Annotated in this window: 10 protein-coding genes; 4 read left to right on the plus strand and 6 right to left on the minus strand. The window is 68.6% G+C overall.

The genetic code is table 11. The features are described 5' to 3' along the window. Positions 1-52 precede the first annotated feature (52 nt). Together fusA and tuf are read left to right on the plus strand one after the other, a co-directional pair. The gene (gene fusA, locus H507_RS0110250; protein ID WP_022910624.1) at positions 53-2,155 is read left to right on the plus strand and encodes an elongation factor G; all 2,103 of its coding nucleotides are present in this window, start codon (positions 53-55) and stop codon (positions 2,153-2,155) included. Between the two features lie 193 nt (positions 2,156-2,348). Then, the gene (tuf, locus tag H507_RS0110255) at positions 2,349-3,542 is read left to right on the plus strand and encodes an elongation factor Tu (protein WP_022910625.1); all 1,194 of its coding nucleotides are present in this window, start codon (positions 2,349-2,351) and stop codon (positions 3,540-3,542) included. A gap of 89 nt (positions 3,543-3,631) precedes the next feature. Here tuf and H507_RS16105 read toward each other — a convergent pair whose 3' ends face one another. Then, positions 3,632-4,705: a LacI family DNA-binding transcriptional regulator gene (locus H507_RS16105; protein ID WP_022910626.1), complete on the minus strand. Its 1,074-nt coding sequence runs from the start codon at positions 4,703-4,705 to the stop codon at positions 3,632-3,634. A gap of 55 nt (positions 4,706-4,760) precedes the next feature. Here H507_RS16105 and H507_RS0110265 point away from each other — a divergent pair, with 55 nt between their 5' ends. Continuing rightward, positions 4,761-6,203 (plus strand): DUF2252 domain-containing protein, encoded by a 1,443-nt coding sequence (locus H507_RS0110265; RefSeq protein WP_022910627.1) that lies wholly within the window; start codon positions 4,761-4,763, stop codon positions 6,201-6,203. A gap of 31 nt (positions 6,204-6,234) precedes the next feature. On the opposite strand, the gene H507_RS0110270 is transcribed toward H507_RS0110265, so the two are convergent. Further along, entirely contained in the window at positions 6,235-7,041 is an 807-nt protein-coding gene (locus H507_RS0110270) for a nucleotidyltransferase domain-containing protein (protein WP_026378081.1), read from the minus strand. Between the two features lie 52 nt (positions 7,042-7,093). Between H507_RS0110270 and gltX the strand changes: the two genes are divergently transcribed. Continuing rightward, on the plus strand, positions 7,094-8,557 hold the full coding sequence (gltX, locus tag H507_RS0110275) for a glutamate--tRNA ligase (RefSeq protein WP_026378082.1): 1,464 nt from the start codon (positions 7,094-7,096) through the stop codon (positions 8,555-8,557). Positions 8,558-8,606: 49 nt separating this feature from the next. On the opposite strand, the gene H507_RS16110 is transcribed toward gltX, so the two are convergent. Genes H507_RS16110 through H507_RS0110295 form a run of 4 tightly spaced genes read right to left on the minus strand, consistent with a single transcriptional unit; the run spans position 8,607 to position 14,369 of the window. Next, positions 8,607-9,884, minus strand: coding sequence for an AI-2E family transporter (locus H507_RS16110; RefSeq protein ID WP_022910630.1), 1,278 nt, complete (start codon positions 9,882-9,884; stop codon positions 8,607-8,609). A 46-nt stretch (positions 9,885-9,930) separates the two neighbouring features. Next, positions 9,931-11,634 carry a glutamine--tRNA ligase/YqeY domain fusion protein gene (locus H507_RS0110285; protein ID WP_022910631.1) on the minus strand — a complete coding sequence of 568 codons (1,704 nt, stop codon included), beginning with the start codon at positions 11,632-11,634 and terminating at the stop codon, positions 9,931-9,933. A 59-nt stretch (positions 11,635-11,693) separates the two neighbouring features. Further along, a complete protein-coding gene (locus H507_RS0110290) occupies positions 11,694-12,440 on the minus strand; it encodes an exonuclease domain-containing protein (RefSeq protein WP_022910632.1) in 747 nt (248 codons plus the stop codon). Between the two features lie 3 nt (positions 12,441-12,443). After that, positions 12,444-14,369 (minus strand): putative nucleotidyltransferase substrate binding domain-containing protein, encoded by a 1,926-nt coding sequence (locus tag H507_RS0110295; protein ID WP_022910633.1) that lies wholly within the window; start codon positions 14,367-14,369, stop codon positions 12,444-12,446. Positions 14,370-14,379: the final 10 nt, after the last annotated feature.

Raw genomic sequence — 14,379 nt, forward strand, 5'->3', positions numbered from 1 at the left:
CCGGGCACTCATGACATTCCGAGTCCCACAATTGAGATTGAGGTAGAGGCCAATGGCCACCACTGACCTGGGCAAAGTTCGCAACATCGGCATCATGGCGCACATCGATGCCGGCAAGACCACCACCACCGAGCGCATCCTGTTCTACACCGGCATCACCTACAAGATCGGTGAGGTGCACGACGGCGCCGCCACCATGGACTGGATGGAGCAGGAGCAGGAGCGTGGCATCACGATCACCTCCGCTGCCACCACCTGTTTCTGGCACGACCACCAGATCAACATCATCGACACCCCCGGTCACGTCGACTTCACCGTCGAGGTGGAGCGTTCGCTCCGCGTTCTCGACGGTGCCGTCGCGGTGTTCGACGGTGTCGCAGGTGTCGAGCCCCAGTCGATGACCGTGTGGCGTCAGGCGTCGAAGTACAAGGTGCCCCGCATCTGCTACGTCAACAAGCTCGACCGCACCGGTGCCTCGTTCGACCACTGCCTCAAGACCATCCGCGAGCGCCTGCAGGCGACCCCGCTGGTGCTGCAGCTGCCGATCGGTGCCGAGTCGCACTTCATCGGTGTCGTCGACCTGCTGGGCATGCGCGCGCTGACCTGGCGCGGTGAGACCAAGATCGGTGAGGACTACGCCGTCGAGGAGATCCCCGCCGACATGCTCGAGGCCGCCGAGGCCGCTCGCGAGGAGCTCATCCACACCCTCGCCGACCACGACGACGAGTTCGCCGAGCTGTGGCTCGAGCGTGAGGACAGCGGTGAGGAGTTCACCGTCCTCGAGCTCAAGCACGCCATCCGCCGCTGTGTGCTGGCCAACAAGGCCAACGCCGTGGTCTGTGGCTCGTCGTTCAAGAACAAGGGCGTCCAGCCCCTGCTCGACGCCGTCATCGACTACCTGCCGGCCCCCACCGACGTCCCCGCCATCGACGGCTTCAAGCCCGGTGACGAGTCCGTCGAGCTGCACCGCAAGCCGCAGGACAGCGAGCCCCTGTCGGTGCTGGCGTTCAAGATTGCCGCCGATCCCCACCTGGGCCGGTTGACCTTCGTCCGCGTCTACTCGGGACGACTCGAGGCCGGCGCCCAGGTGCTGAACTCGACCAAGGGCAAGAAGGAGCGCATCGGGAAGATCTACCAGATGCACGCCAACAAGCGTGAGGAGATCGACTCGATCGGCGCCGGCATGATCTGCGCCGTGATGGGCCTGAAGGACACCACCACCGGTGAGACCCTGTGCGACCCCGCCAACCCGATCGTGCTGGAGTCGATGGAGTTCCCGGCCCCGGTGATCGAGCAGGCCATCGAGCCGAAGACCAAGTCCGACCAGGAGAAGCTGGGCATGGCGATCCAGCGCCTGGCCGAGGAGGACCCGACCTTCCGCGTCCACACCGACGAGGAGACCGGGCAGACCATCATCGCCGGCATGGGCGAGTTGCACCTCGAGATCCTGATCGACCGCATGAAGCGCGAGTTCAAGGTCGAGGCCAACATCGGCAAGCCGCAGGTGGCCTACCGCGAGACCCTGCGTCGGGCGGTGCAGAAGGTGGAGTACACCCACAAGAAGCAGTCCGGTGGTTCGGGCCAGTACGGCCGCGTCATCATCGACCTCGAGCCCCAGCCCGCGGGCACCGGCTACGAGTTCGTCAACGCCGTCACTGGTGGACGCATCCCTCGTGAGTACATCCCCGCCGTCGACGCCGGCATCAAGGACGCCATGCAGTTCGGTGTGCTGGCCGGCTACCCCGTGGAAGACATCAAGGTCACCCTGACCGACGGTGCCTACCACGACGTCGACTCCTCGGAACTCGCCTTCAAGATCGCCGGTTCGATGGCGTTCAAGGAGGCCGCGCGCAAGGCCGATCCGGCCCTGCTCGAGCCCATGATGGCCGTCGAGGTCACCACTCCCGAGGACTACCTGGGCACCGTCATCGGTGACCTGAACGGTCGTCGCGGACACATCCAGTCCATGGACGAGCTGCACGGCAACCGCGTCGTGCACGCGCTCGTGCCGCTGTCGGAGATGTTCGGCTACGTGGGTGACCTGAGGTCGAAGACCTCGGGCCAGGCCTCGTACTCGATGGAGTTCGACTCCTACGCCGAGACCCCCAAGTCCGTGGCGGACGAGATCATCGCCAAGACCCGCGGCGGGGAGTGATCCCAGCGGGTTGCCGGGCGTGAGGGTCAGACAGGCCGTTTGACTCTCACGCACCGGTGCAGAAAAATGGGACGGGTACCTCGCCCAAGGGTGAGGTCCGTCCTGGACCAAGTCAGGTCTCGCGGGCAGAGCGCCGGCGGGAACAAACCGGAACGCCTCGCGGCCAGCGTGGCGACATCAAGAAGGAGCCCCAGTGGCAAAGGCCAAGTTCGAGCGGACCAAGCCGCACTGCAACATCGGCACCATCGGACACATCGACCACGGCAAGACCACTCTGACCGCGGCGATCTCCAAGGTGCTGCACGACAAGTACCCGACCCTCAACGAGGCTTCGCCGTTCGACCAGATCGACAAGGCTCCCGAAGAGCGTCAGCGCGGTATCACCATCTCGATCGCCCACATCGAGTACCAGACCGAGAAGCGCCACTACGCGCACGTCGACTGCCCCGGGCACGCTGACTACGTGAAGAACATGATCACCGGTGCTGCCCAGATGGACGGCGCCATCCTGGTCGTGGCCGCGACCGACGGCCCCATGCCCCAGACCCGTGAGCACGTGCTGCTCGCCCGTCAGGTCGGCGTGCCCGCGATCGTCGTCGCGCTGAACAAGTGCGACATGGTCGACGACGAGGAGCTCATCGAGCTCGTCGAGATGGAGGTCCGCGAGCTGCTGTCGTCGCAGGAGTTCGACGGTGACAACTGCCCCGTCGTGCGCGTGGCCGCCTTCCCCGCCCTGCAGGGCGACGCCAAGTGGGGCGAGTCGGTCCTCGAGCTCATGGACGCTGTGGACGAGTACATCCCGCAGCCCGAGCGCGACACCGACAAGCCCTTCCTGATGCCCGTTGAGGACGTCTTCACCATCACCGGGCGTGGCACCGTGATCACCGGTCGTATCGAGCGCGGCATCGTCAAGACCGGCGAGACCGTCGACATCATCGGCATCCACGACGCCAAGCAGACCAGCACCGTCACCGGTGTCGAGATGTTCCGCAAGATCCTCGACGAGGGTCGCGCGGGAGAGAACGTCGGCCTGCTGCTCCGCGGCACCAAGAAGGAGGACGTGGAGCGCGGCATGGTCGTCATCAAGCCGGGTTCGACCACCCCTCACACGGACTTCGAGGGCTCGGTCTACATCCTGACCAAGGAGGAGGGTGGCCGTCACAAGCCGTTCTTCTCGAACTACTCGCCTCAGTTCTACTTCCGCACCACCGACGTCACCGGTGTGGTCCAGCTGCCTGAGGGCACCGAGATGGTCATGCCCGGCGACAACACCGACATGACGGTTCACCTGAACAAGCCCATCGCCATGGAGGACGGACTCAAGTTCGCCATCCGTGAGGGCGGCCGCACCGTTGGTGCCGGTCGTGTCGTCAAGATCCTCAAGTGATCTGACTCACTCAGGCGCACATCGCTCCAGCGCGAGGCCCGCATCCCTTCGGGGGTGCGGGCCTCGTGCCGTTGCGGTGTCCGCTGGGCTCAGTCCTCGATCCGGTCGGGTACCTCGGACGACTCCCGCACCACCAGGGTCGTCCGATGCCCTTCGTCCTCAGGCGCGGAGCCCGCATCTGTGGCCGCCGCCCCCGACCCACCCCCGACCAGGCTCAGCAGCAACCGGCCCACCTGTCGTCCGGTCGACTGCGGGTGGCGGTTGAGGGCTGTGATGCCGGGACGCATGTAGGCACACAGCAGCGAGTCGTCCCACGACACGATGCGCACGTCGGCGGGGTCCTGCAGGGCCGAATCGGCTCCGGTGAGGTCGCCGAGGGCGCGAGCCACACCCACCGCCAACAGGTCGTTGGAAGTGATCACGGCGTCGGCCCAGCCGTCCGCGAGCAGGTCGCGACCGTGCGCCAGGCCCTGTTCCTGGGAGTAGTCGGTCTCGATCGTGCGCAGCGGCATCCCGTGCGCGCGGGTCGCCGCGCGCATCGCCGCGAGCCGGTCGATCTCGTGGGTGAAGTGGGTCGGTCCGTGAAGGAAGATGACCCGGCTGGCCCCGCGCGAGCGCACGTGCTCGATGATCATCCGGACCTCGGCGTGGACGTCTCCGTTGACCACCGGGTGGTGGGTCGAGGTGGTGCTGCCCTGGATCACCGCCGGCAGCCCGAGTTCGTCCATCAAGGGGGGACGAGGGTCGTCGGCCTGCAGGTCGAACAGGGCGACGGCGTCGACCCGGTGTTCCCGGGCCCACTGGCGGTAGACGTCGAGGTCGCGTCCGGTGGGCCCCACCAGCCGCAGGAGCAGGGCGTGGTCGGAGTCGATCAGCACCTCCTCGATGCCCGCGATCACCCGTTGGTAGTAGGACTCGCTGCCGAGCACCCGGGAGTCGCGGGCGATGCACAGACCGAACGCGCCTGCCTGGCCGGTCGAGAGCGCCTTGGCCAACGCGTTGGGACGCCACCCGGAGCGCTCCGCCGCTGCCTGCACACGTGCCCTGGTGGCCGGGCTTACCCCGGGCCGGTTGTTGAGGGCGTTCGACACGGCCGACTTCGACAGCTTGAGCGACGCCGCAAGGTCGGCGATCGTCGCGGGGCGGGTGGAGCGGGTCGTCATGGCGTCAGTATGTCGCCCGGGCGCGCGTTGGGCGTGGCGCCCCTACGATCAGGGAATGGAGAATCTGGCGCAGCCGAGCAGCGACTACTTCTCGATCCGTCGCATGCCTCCGGCGCGCACGGAACGGCTCGCCTGGGGCAAGAGCAGGCGGCAGGAGGTGAAGCGCTCCGAACTGGGGGCGTGGCGGGCTGCCGATGATCGTCCCGACCCGGTGCAACAGATCATCGACTCCCACGTCGACCGCATCGAGTGGCTCATCCCGCTACGGGTGCAACGCATGATCGAGAGCCCGTTCGGGTTCCTGCGGGGCGCCTCCAACGTGTGTGCCTGGGACTGCGCGTCGCTGCCGTCGACCGGCATCCAGCCTGTCATCTGCGGTGATGCCCACCTGGGGAACTTCGGTTTCTACCGCTCTCCCGAGGGTGAGCTGGTGATCGACCTGAACGACTTCGACGAGGCCCACCCGGGCGCGTGGGAGTGGGACCTTCGCCGGCTGACCGCCAGCGTCCACGTCGCCGGGCGGCAGAACGGGCACACCGAGGCCCAGTGCGAGCAGGCCGTCTTCGAATGCGTGGCCGCCTACCGTGACGAACTGCGCCACCTGGCGCAGACCCCGTTGCTGAGCCGGGCCTTCGCCAGGCTCGACGTGACGAGGTTGACCAAGGCGGTGAAGACAGGCAGCCTGCGCGACGAGGTGGCGCGTGCGACCACCAAGGCGCGTCGGCAGACGTCGGACCGCTCCCTGCCCAAGCTGACCGAGCCCGACAGCGACGGCACTCGTCACCTGGTGGAGAACACCCCCACCGTTCGACTGCTGTCACCGGCACGGTTCGACCAGCTGGCCGAGGCCCTCGACCAGTACCTGACGACCCTCCCCGAGCAGTGGGCGAGGGTGGTCGGCGGCTACCGACTGGGCGACATGGCGCACAAGGTGGTGGGGGTCGGGTCGGTCGGGCTGCGTGCCTTCGTCGCCCTGCTCGAGGGATCGAGCCCCGACGACGTGCTGTTCCTGCAACTCAAGCAGGCGCGACGCTCCGTGGTGGCCCCGTTCGTGCACGGCACCACGGCCCGACACCAGCACCAGGGTCAGCGGGTGGTGGAGTACCAGCATGCGCTGCAGACTGCCTCGGACCCGCTGCTCGGGTGGTGCTCGACGGCGGCCTTCGAAGGGCTGACCACGCGCACGCGGGTGGACGACGAACCCGACGGAGCCCCGGCCATGCAGTTCTACGTGCGCCAGTACCGCAACATGAAGGGGGCGGTGGTGGTCGACGGACTCAAGCCCGCAGCCCTGGCCGACTACGCCCAGGTGCTGGGTCTGCTGCTCGCCAAGGGGCACGCCCGCACGTCGGGTGCCTCGCTGATCGCCGGCTACATCGGACGGTCGGATGCATTGCCGCAGGCGTTCACCCAGTTCGCGCGCGGCTACGCCGACCAGACCGAGATCGACCACGCTGCCCTGGTGGCCGCGGTGAAGGCCGGGCGACTCCCCAGCTGAGCTCGGCAGGGAACGTGGTCGTGGTACGAGGTCAGTTCTCGAGGGCGCGGCGGGTGTCCTGGACGAGCTCGCGACAGGACGTGACGATGGCCGACAGGTCGGCGTGGGCCAGCACGGCCGAGGCCCTGCTGGCCAGATCAGTGGGTGCGTGGGGGAGGGCCGCGGCGGCCGCCACCAGTCCCTTCTCGTTGGTGGCCCAGCGATCGTCGACCGCATGGATGGCGTGGGCGCAGATCAGCAGCGCATGCGCGCAGGTCAGCGAGACGAACACCCGGTCATCGCGCCGCACCCCCTTCTCGGCGACGTCGACGTCGAAGTCGGCCTCCCACAACCGGGCGACCATGGTCTCGCGCAGCGCCGGTGGCAGGCTCGCGAACCTCTGTTGGCGGGCCACCAGTTCACCCTCGGTGTCCTTCTTGACCAGAGCCAGGGCGAGTTCGCCGCAGTAGCTGGGCTCCCAGAACCCGAACGGATGCCCGGGCTGGGGGTGGAAGGTACCCGCTCCCTGCTCGGCTCGTTGCCAGGCCAGGTCGATGCGCGTGAGGTCGCGCACGATCCAGTCCACGGGGCTGTCGTCCACCGTCAACCAGGCACCGGAGTCGACCCATGGACCCCAGCTGCCCGGTTCGCCGACCGCAGCCTCTGTGGACGACCACTGCGCGACCAGTGCGTTGAGTCGCTCCCGGTCGAGGGTGCCGTCGTGCACGATGCCGAGGTCGACGTCGGATCCCTCGACCGCGTCGCCGCGGGCGCGACTGCCACCCACCGTCACGCCCACCACACCGGGCACCTCACCGATCTGCTGGGCCATCGAGGTGATGCAGTCGCTTGAAATCACGGTCCCTCTCCTGATCGGTGGTCTGGCCCTGATCGGTAGTCTGGACCCCATCATGACTGAGCTCAGCCCCGCCCGCACCAGAGTGGCCCCTTCCCCCACCGGGGACCCGCACGTCGGCACCGCCTACCAGGCCCTCTTCGACTTCGCCTGGGCGCGCCGCACGGGTGGCCAGTTCGTCCTGCGCATCGAGGACACCGACCGGGCCCGACTGGTCGAGGGGTCCGAGCAGCAGATCTACGACTCCCTCAGCTGGCTCGGTCTGGAGCCGGACGAGTCACCCGTGGCCGGCGGTCCGTACGGCCCCTATCGGCAGAGTGAGCGGCTCGAGACCTATCGTCCCTTCGTCGACCAACTGCTCGCCGACGGCCACGCGTACCACTGCTGGTGCACCCCTGAGCGGTTGGCCGAGATGCGCGAGCAGCAACAGGCGAGCAAGCAGGCCACCACCGGGTACGACCGCCTGTGCCATGGCAAGACCGCCGAGCAGCGTGCCGCCCTTCCCGGCTTCCAGCCCACACCGGTGGTGCGCATGTTCGTGCCCGACGACGTGCCGCTGGTCTTCGACGACCTGATCGGTGGTGAGTTGTCGGCCCCTCGTCCCGATGACCAGGTGATCCTGAAGGCCGATGGTTTCCCGACCTACCATCTCGCCGTGGTCGTCGACGACCACCTGATGGGGATCACCCACATGGTGCGCGGGCAGGAGTGGATCAGTTCCACGCCCAAGCAGATCCTGCTGCACCAGTGGTTGGGCTGGCAGGTGCCGGCCTTCGCGCACACCCCCCTGATCCGCAACACCGACCGTTCCAAGCTGGGCAAACGCAAGAGTCCCTGGGCCAAGCTCAGCTGGTTCCGCGAACAGGGCTACCTGCCCGAGGCGTTGCTCAACTTCCTGATGCTGCTCGGTCATCCCCCCGTGCACGAGGGCGACGACGTGCAGTCACTGGACGAGTTCGTGCAGCACTTCGACTGGTCGCGGATCAACCCGGCCGGTGCCGTGTTCGACCTGAAGAAGATGGACTGGCTGAACGGTCACTACCTGCGTGAGCTGTCGACCGAGGAGTTGACGGCCCGGATCATCGAGTTCGAGGCCGCTCGCGGCAGGGCCCTCGACCACAACCAGCGCGCTGTGTTGAGCCACGCGGTGCCGCTGGTGCAGCCACGCATGACCCTGCTCGGTGACGCGCTGTCCGCGATCGAGTTCCTGCTCACCGAGGACGATCAGCTCACCGTCGCCGAGGACGCCCGCGCCTCCCTGCCCCCGAATGCCGGTGAGGTGCTCGCGGCCGCGTTCACCGCGCTCGAACACCTCACCGACTGGGACCACGAGATGATCCAGGCCAACCTGCGCGAGGCCCTCGTCGACGGGCTCGGGCTGAAGCCCAAGGTTGCCTTCGCACCCGTCCGGGTCGCCATCGCAGGCTCCAAGGTGTCGCCGCCGCTGTTCGAGTCGATGGAGATCCTCGGACGCGAGTCGTCCCTGCGCAGACTTGTGGGTCTCCGCGAAACCCTCTGACGACTCCTCCGGTCCAGGACAGCGGTGGGCCGGTGGAGATCGGTGCCGCTCAGTTGACCGGGTCCTCCTGGGCCGAACCGGACGCCGGATCGCTCGGGTCGACCGGGAACTGGTCGCTGGCTGCGGGTGTGGCCGCAGCTGGGAGGTCGTCCCGCAGGCTGCGAAGGAACGCGTTGCCGAAGGCGATCAGGGGCACCGCGAACAGGCCGCCCACGATCCCGGCGACCGAGATGCCGATCGCCAGCCCGTAGAGCACAGCCAGCGGGTGTACCTCGACGGCGCGCCCCAACAGGAAGGGCTGCATGACGTGCCCCTCGAGCTGCATCACCAGGATGAAGACGGCCAACATGATCAGCGCCTTCCAGAAACCGAGCGTGACCAGCACCACACCCGTGGCCACGGCCCCCGACATCAAGGCGCCCACCAGCGGGACGAAGGCGCTGACGAAGGTCAGCGCCCCGATGGCCAGGAACAGGTTCGAGCCGAGCGCGGCCGCACCGAGACCGGCACCGGCCCCGTCGCACAGGGCCACGATCACCGCGGCGCGCACGTAGGCCACCAGTGAGGTCCAGCCGCGGCCCGAGGCGTCCATCAGGCGTGACCGGCCCGCCTTGGGAACCAACGTCGAGATGCCGTGCGCGAGCCGACGCCCCTCGAGCAGCAGGAAGAACAGCGTGAACGCTGCCAGGGCGAAGCCCGCGAGGAAGTGCCCGACGCCCAGCCCGGCCGAGGCGGCCATGCTGGCGATCCGGCCCTTCGAGTCGGCCAGGTACTGCTGGCCCTTGTGCAGGTAGTCGGTGATCTGCTGCTGGTGCAGGTGGAGGGGCCCGTGGGTGAGCCAGTCGATCACCTGCGCGTAGCTCTTGAGCGCCTCGACCCCGAGCTGGTCGGACTGGGACACGATCTGGGCGCCCACCAGGGTGAAGATGCCACCCACCAGCACGAGCACCATCAACATCGACAGCGCGACAGCGAGCCCGCGCGGGACCCCACGCCGCTTCAGCCACTCGACCATCGGCCACAGGGCAGCGGTGAACAGCACGGCCACGAACAGAGGCACGGTGACCTCGTGCAGCCGCTGGAACAGCCACATGATGCCGGCGATCAGGGCTGCCACCAGCAGCAGGCGCCATGACCATCCCGCAGCCAGGGTCAGGGTGGCCGGGATCGGATCCGCGGTCACGGCCCCGTTGTCGGAGACGCGTGACGGGGTGGTCACCCGGAACGGGGACCGAGCGGCGACCGCCTCGGCGATGCGGCGACGCTCGCGCCGGCTGGCTGCCGACCTGACTGGCGGCACCCGTTGATCCTCTGCGTGGTCGGTCATGTCATTCCCATCTGCGGGCCACCCATGCAGGAACTGTCGTGAAGGGTCAGCGATCCTGGCGCTTCTGGATGGAGGCCCACTCGTCGCGCAGCCCCACCGTACGGTGGAAGACGACCGGCCGGGCATCGTCCGCGCCGGTGACGGCGTCGAGGTCCTTGGCGAAATACCCCAGGCGTTCGAACTGCACCACCTGACCGGGCTCGACGTCGGCGATCGACGCCTCGCCCAGCGCCTCGTCCAACCACGTGCGGGCGTTCGTGTTCAGGTCGTCCAAGGGTTCGCCGGTGGCTGCCCCCGGTACCTCGGTGGTGAACAGGCGCTCGTAGAGCGCGGCGCGAACGGGCACCGCGTGCGGGACCGAGACCCAGTGCATCGTCGACTTCACCTTGCGCCCATCCGGGGCGTCGCCGCCGCGGGTGGCCGGGTCGTAGGTGGCGAGCACCTCGACCACGTTGCCCTCGGAGTCCTTGACCACGTCGGTGGCGGTGACCAGGTAGGCGCCGCGCAGACGCACCTCCTTGCCGGGCGACAGGCGGAAGAACTTGGGCGGTGGCACCTCGGCGAAGTCGTCGGCCTCGATCACCAACTGGCCCGAGAAGGCCACCGACCGGGTGCCGTCCTCGGAGTTCTCGGGGTTGTTGGTCAGGTCGAACCACTCGACCACCGGCTCGCCCCGGTCGTCGGTGGGCCAGTTGGTCAGGGTCAGCCGCAGCGGACGGGTGACCACCATGCGACGCTGCGAGGTGGCGTTGAGCTGGCGTCGGACGACGGCCTCGAGCGCCTCGATGGCGTGTCGGGAGTTGGTGCGGGCGGTGCCGATCTCACGGCAGAACGAGACGATGGCCGAGGCCGGGTAGCCGCGCCTGCGCAGTCCCGCGAGGGTGGGCATGCGCGGGTCGTCCCACCCGTCGACGACCCCGTCGTTCACCAGCTTCTTCAACCGACGCTTGGAGGTCACGATGTGGGTGAACTCCAGCCGGGCGAACTCGTACTGCTTGGGCTGGTCACCGGGCAGCGGCAGGTGGTCGAGGCACCAGTTGTAGAGCGGACGATGGGAGTCGAACTCCATCGTGCAGATGGAGTGCGTGACCCCCTCGATGGCGTCGGACTGGCCGTGGGCCCAGTCGTAGGTCGGGTAGATGAACCAGGAGTCGTGGGTGCGGTGATGGTGTCCGCGACGGATGCGGTACAGCACCGGGTCGCGCAGCCACATGTTGTCTGACTGCATGTCGATTCTGGCCCGCAGGCACATGGCGCCGTCGGCGAACTCGCCGGCGCGCATCCTCGTGAACAGGTCTCTCGACTCGGCGACCGGCCGATCCCGGAAGGGACTCTCGACGCCCGGCTTGCCGAACCCGCCGCGCTGAGCCGAGATGGTCTCGCCGTCCTGCTCGTCGACGTAGGCCAGACCCTCGGAGATCAGGTGGTGGGCCCACTCGTAGAGCTGCTCGAAGTAGTCGGAAGCGAACAGCACGGCGGCGGGGCGGAAGCCGAGCCACTCGATGTCGCGCAGGATGCCGTCGACGAACTCCGTCTCCTCGGTGTCGGGATTGGTGTCGTCGAAGCGGACGTTGCAGGTGCCGCCGAAGTCCTCGGCGATCGAGAAGTCCTGGGTGATGGCCTTGGCGTGCCCGATGTGGAGGTAACCGTTGGGCTCAGGTGGGAAGCGGGTCTGCACCCGTCCACCGTTGAGACCAACCGCAAGGTCACGTTCCACCTGGTCGTGGATGAAGTCCGAGGCGCCACTCATGCGGGGGAGTCTATCCGTGCCCACAGGGCCCTCCGCGCCTGAGGTCCCTGCTCGACCAGCTACTGGCGAAGGTCGCCGAGTCGGCCTCGTCCCCGCGGCAGGTGCTCGTCCTGCAGTTGGGCGAGGAACAACTCGGCACAGGCCAGGGCATCACTGAGGGCGTCGTGTGGTGGTGTCTCGGGCAGCCCGTACTGCTCCCGGGCTGCCCACAGTCGAAGCGCCCCGGGAGGGATCCGGGCCTGGTCGCCGCCCAGGATGGCGAACTGCAGTTCGAGGGTGTCGAGGGTGACCAGCGGGAGTCGGATCCCGTGGATGACGCGTGCGGCCCGAGTCAGCTGGCCGACCTCGATCTGGGTGAAGTGGGCCACCAGCACGCGTCCGGCCAGCGCGTCGAGCACGCGGTCGAGGGCATCGGGCAGGGGGAGCCCGGAGGCCACGGTGTCGTCGGTGAGGCCGTGGACGACGGCGGAGTCACCGACCCCCCGGTCCTCGCCGACGAGTTCGGGCCTGACGAGTGCTTCACCGGCGCCACCGAGCACGATCTCGTGGCCGCCGGGACCCGGGTCGATGGGCACGAAACCGACCGACAGCCACCGGTCGCGATCGGGGTTGAGACCCGTGGTCTCCATGTCGATCGCGAGCAGGTGCAGGTCACTGATCCGGGTCGACTCCCCGGGAAGGGGAGTGGACAGGTAGCGGCGCAGGGCCGGCGACCCGCGCGGGCCGAGCCCGGTGAGTTGGCGCCGGCGCAGGCGGTCGGGGGTGTCGAAGGGTCGAGGCCAGTGGCGCGCGGACAGTGGGGTCATCGCTCAGGTGACCGTTCTGGTGGCGAACCGCTGCGCGAGCACCGTCTGCGCCGACCTGATGACGCCGAATGCGTCGCGCAGGTGCCGACGGTCGGAGCGGGAGAGTGCCTGCGGGTCGATCAGGTTGGACGGAGGCTCGCCCGCGCTGACCTGCTGGGCCTGGTGGCGCAGCCGCACCTGGGTGATGAACTCGAAGGCGTCGCGCAGTTCGCTCGCCGCCGGAGCGCCGAGGCCCTGCGGGGTGCCCAGGCGTGCCAACCGCTGGTCGGTCGACACCTCGGTGATGCCGGCGGAGAGGGCGTGGACCCGGGCCAATTCGATGATCGCGTGTGACCCGCCCGCCTTGAGGTCGATCGCGCCGCTGTGGTCACCGCGGCGTTCCACCACGAGGTTGCCGAGGAACCCCAAGGGGGGTTGCCGCAGGGTGGCGTGCGCCGCCAGGTGGGTCAGGAAGCGGGGGCGCTCGGGGGCTGTCTCGGCCACCAATCGCTGCAGCGGGTCGAACAGCGTGTGCTCGCCGAACAACGGGCGCGCGTCGAAGAAGGTGCCGGCGTGGAAGAGGGCCTCGGAGGTGGGGGTGTCGAGCCAGTCGAGGAACTGGTGGCGCCACTGGGTCTGCGTGAGCCGCCAGCGCGGATTGCTCGCCATCATCCTTCCGGGGCAGGGGGGATAGCCACACGCTGCCAGGGCGGCCTCCATCCGTTCGGCCAGGGCGGCGTACCAGGCGAGGGGGTCGACGTCCGGACCGTCCGCGGCCGCCTCTGGGTTCGTCCCACCGTCGGGATGGATGGCTTCGTCCGACACCACCAGCGCATGGTCCTGGTCGGACGACAACCCGGTCTCGTACCGAGCCTGGGAGCCGAGGGCGAGCCAGCACCAGCGCCGCGGGGCCTCGCCCAGGTCCGCCGTCACCTGTTGGCTGAGCAGCGTCAGCAGTCGGGACGAGATGGCGTCGGCGATCGCGGTCAGCACTCGTCCGATCTCGTCGGCGCTGGCGCCCTGCTGCACGTAGCCCGAGACAATCCCCGGCACCCGTGCAGCCACGGCGGCAATGCCGTCGACGTCGGACTGCCTGGCCACGTCCTGGGCGATGTGGACGGGATGGGCGCGCTCCAGACGGACGAGGTCACCGGTGGACACCATGCCGACGGCGCGACCCTCGTGCACCACGGGCAGGTGGTGGATGCGCCGGTTGGTCATCTGCAGCATCGCCTCGAAGGCGCGGGTCTGGGTGGAGACCGTCACCGGGTCGGCGGTCATGATCGTGCGGATCGGTGACCCCGGGTCGAGGCCCGCGGCCACCACCTTGGTGCGCAGGTCGCGGTCGGTGACGATCCCCACCAAGCGCTCCTCGTCGGTCACCAGCAGTGCCGAGACCTGCTGCTCGGTCATCACCTCGGCCGCCCGCCGAATGCTGAGCTCGGCCGATGCCGTGACCGGCGCCCGTCCGTGCCCGAGGTCACCGACCCGGGCGTTGAGCGCGGACGAACTGGGGTCTCCCCGGTGCTGTTGCTCGGCCACGGCGCGGGCCAGGCGGCGCTGGGTGTTGCGGTCGAAGAAGGCCGCGAAGGGCTCGTGAGAGCCGAGCAGGGAGCGGAAGGTCTCACCGGGCACGACCAGGACGAGGGTGTCCTCGACGGCGAGCAGGCCAACCGCCGAGGGAGTCTGGGTGGTGGCGCTCGAGACGCCGATGGCTGTGCCGACGTCAGCCCGCTCGACGAGCACCCCGCCCGAGGTGATGTCGACGACTCCCGAGCGGATCACGAAGACCGAGTCGTTGCGCTGCCCCTCGGCGAGCACCACCGAACCGCGGCGGAAGTAGCGCTGCCGCAGCCGTGGCAGCAGGTCGTCGAGGGTCGCCGCGGGCAGACCCGACCACGGCTCGTGACCGCCCAGGAAACGGGCGATCTCCTTGACCTCGACCTCCATGGGTGCAGGC

It is taken from the genome of Aestuariimicrobium kwangyangense DSM 21549, from assembly GCF_000421525.1.
Taxonomy (GTDB): Bacteria; Actinomycetota; Actinomycetes; order Propionibacteriales; family Propionibacteriaceae; genus Aestuariimicrobium; species Aestuariimicrobium kwangyangense.

Bases quoted from the DNA above. Each gene is read 5' to 3' on its own strand.
- fusA (WP_022910624.1), top strand. From the start codon at position 53: ATGGCCACCACTGACCTGGGCAAAGTTCGCAACATCGGCATCATGGCG.
- H507_RS16105 (WP_022910626.1), bottom strand. From the start codon at position 4,705: ATGACGACCCGCTCCACCCGCCCCGCGACGATCGCCGACCTTGCGGCG.
- H507_RS0110265 (WP_022910627.1), top strand. From the start codon at position 4,761: ATGGAGAATCTGGCGCAGCCGAGCAGCGACTACTTCTCGATCCGTCGC.
- gltX (WP_026378082.1), top strand. From the start codon at position 7,094: ATGACTGAGCTCAGCCCCGCCCGCACCAGAGTGGCCCCTTCCCCCACC.
- H507_RS16110 (WP_022910630.1), bottom strand. From the start codon at position 9,884: ATGACCGACCACGCAGAGGATCAACGGGTGCCGCCAGTCAGGTCGGCA.
- H507_RS0110285 (WP_022910631.1), bottom strand. From the start codon at position 11,634: ATGAGTGGCGCCTCGGACTTCATCCACGACCAGGTGGAACGTGACCTT.
- H507_RS0110290 (WP_022910632.1), bottom strand. From the start codon at position 12,440: ATGACCCCACTGTCCGCGCGCCACTGGCCTCGACCCTTCGACACCCCC.
- H507_RS0110295 (WP_022910633.1), bottom strand. From the start codon at position 14,369: ATGGAGGTCGAGGTCAAGGAGATCGCCCGTTTCCTGGGCGGTCACGAG.